Annotated in this window: 2 rRNA genes (1 of these 2 cut by a window edge); both read right to left on the minus strand. The window is 55.4% G+C overall.

The features are described from left to right. Positions 1-108 precede the first annotated feature (108 nt). Positions 109-224 (minus strand): 5S ribosomal RNA (rrf, locus tag H7H34_RS23190). A gap of 87 nt (positions 225-311) precedes the next feature. After that, positions 312-2,500, minus strand: a 23S ribosomal RNA gene (locus tag H7H34_RS23195); it runs 537 nt beyond the window's last position.

Below are 2,500 nucleotides of genomic sequence, written 5' to 3' on the forward strand. Positions count from 1 at the left end.
AGGATTTGAACCTGCGACCTTCAGGTTATGAGCCTGACGAGCTACCGGGCTGCTCCACCCCGCGGTGTTTGTTGTATTTGTAGAGGATTGTTTTTTTGCGCTTTGCGGGCCTGGCGGCGACCGACTCTCCCACGTCTTGAGACGCAGTACCATTGGCGCTGGGGCGTTTCACTTCCGAGTTCGGGATGGGATCGGGTGTTTGGGTCCCCGCAATGGCCACCAGGCCGGCAGAGCGCAAAAATCGTGAACTGGTCTTAGGTTTTGTATTGCTTCGTCTTTTTGGGACGATGGATGGGCATTGACTAATGAGAGTGATCAAGCCGATCGAGCTATTAGTACCGGTAAGCTTCATGCATTGCTGCACGTCCACACCCGGCCTATCAACGTGGTGGTCTTCCACGGCTCTGATAGGGAGAACTGGTTTTGAGGCCGGTTTCCCGCTTAGATGCTTTCAGCGGTTATCCGTTCCGCACATAGCTACCCTGCTATGCCGCTGGCGCGACAACAGGTCCACCAGAGGTGCGTCCATCCCGGTCCTCTCGTACTAGGGACAGATCCTCTCAATTCTCCTACACCCACGGCAGATAGGGACCGAACTGTCTCGCGACGTTCTGAACCCAGCTCACGTACCACTTTAATCGGCGAACAGCCGAACCCTTGGGACCTGCTCCAGCCCCAGGATGTGATGAGCCGACATCGAGGTGCCAAACGATTCCGTCGATATGGACTCTTGGGAATCATCAGCCTGTTATCCCCGGCGTACCTTTTATCCGTTGAGCGATGGCCCTTCCACGAGGGACCACCGGATCACTATGACCGACTTTCGTCTCTGCTCGACTTGTCAGTCTCGCAGTCAGGCGGGCTTATGCCATTGCACTCGACGAACGATTTCCGACCGTTCTGAGCCCACCATCGCGCGCCTCCGTTACCATTTGGGAGGCGACCGCCCCAGTCAAACTACCCGCCACACACTGTCCCGGACGTTGTTGCGTCGCGGTTAGACATCCATGACGACAAGGGTGGTATTTCAAGGGTGACTCCACAAGAGCTGGCGCTCCTGCTTCAACGTCTACCACCTATCCTACACATGTCGACACGAATGCCAGTGTGAAGCTGTAGTAAAGGTGCACGGGGTCTTTCCGTCTGACCGCAGGAACCCCGCATCTTCACGGGGAATTCAATTTCACTGAGTCTATGCTGGAGACAGCGGGGAAGTCGTTACGCCATTCGTGCAGGTCGGAACTTACCCGACAAGGAATTTCGCTACCTTAGGACCGTTATAGTTACGGCCGCCGTTTACCGGGGCTTCAATTCGGTGCTTGCACACCTCCTCTTAACCTTCCGGCACCGGGCAGGCGTCAGACCCTATACGTCGCCTTGCGGCTTCGCAGAGCCCTGTGTTTTTGATAAACAGTCGCCACCCCCTGGTCTGTGCCCCCCGAACCTGGTTGCCCAAGCCCGGGGCTCCCTTCTCGCGAACTTACGGGAGCAATTTGCCGAGTTCCTTCAGCATAGTTCTCTCAAGCGCCTTGGTATGCTCTACCAGTCCACCTGTGTCGGTTTCGGGTACGGTCTGTACGCGGGAGCTATTTCCTGGAACACCTTCACCGCATCCCCAATCCAGTAAGGGGATACGATACACGGCATCCGTCACTACCCGCAGGCTGCAGAATATTAACTGCATTCCCATCGACTACGCCTTTCGGCCTCGCCTTAGGGGCCGGCTAACCCTGCGCCGATTAGCGTTGCGCAGGAACCCTTGGACTTTCGGCGAGGGGGTCTCTCACCCCCTTTGTCGTTACTCATGTCAGCATTCGCACTTCCGATACCTCCAGGAGCCCTCACGGGTCTCCCTTCGCAGGCCTACGGAACGCTCCGCTACCGCTCACGCTTGCACGTGAACCCGCAGTTTCGGTACATGGCTTTAGCCCCGTTACATTATCGGCGCGGAACCCCTTGTTTAGACCAGTGAGCTGTTACGCTTTCTTTAAATGATGGCTGCTTCTAAGCCAACATCCTGGTTGTTTTGGGAGTCCTACATCCTTTGCCACTTAGCCATGATTTGGGGACCTTAACTGGCGGTCAGGGTTGTTTCCCTCTCCACAATGGACGTTAGCACCCACTGTGTGTCTGCCGGATAGTACTTTCTGGTATTCGGAGTTTGGTTAGGATCAGTAAGACGGTGAGTCCCCATAGCCCATCCAGTGCTCTACCCCCAGAAGTATTCGTCCGACGCTCTACCTAAATAGATTTCGCGGAGAACCAGCTATTTCCGAGTTTGATTGGCCTTTCACCCCTAGCCACAACTCATCCCCGACTTTTTCAACAGGCGTGGGTTCGGTCCTCCAGTGCGTGTTACCGCACCTTCAACCTGGTCATGGCTAGATCACTCGGTTTCGGGTCTAATCCGACATACTAAATCGCCCTATTCAGACTCGCTTTCGCTGCGCCTACACCTTACGGCTTAAGCTTGCATGTCAAATTAAGTCGCTGACCCATT

Origin of the sequence: Stappia sp. 28M-7 (assembly GCF_014252955.1) — a bacterium.
Classification (GTDB): Bacteria; Pseudomonadota; Alphaproteobacteria; order Rhizobiales; family Stappiaceae; genus Stappia.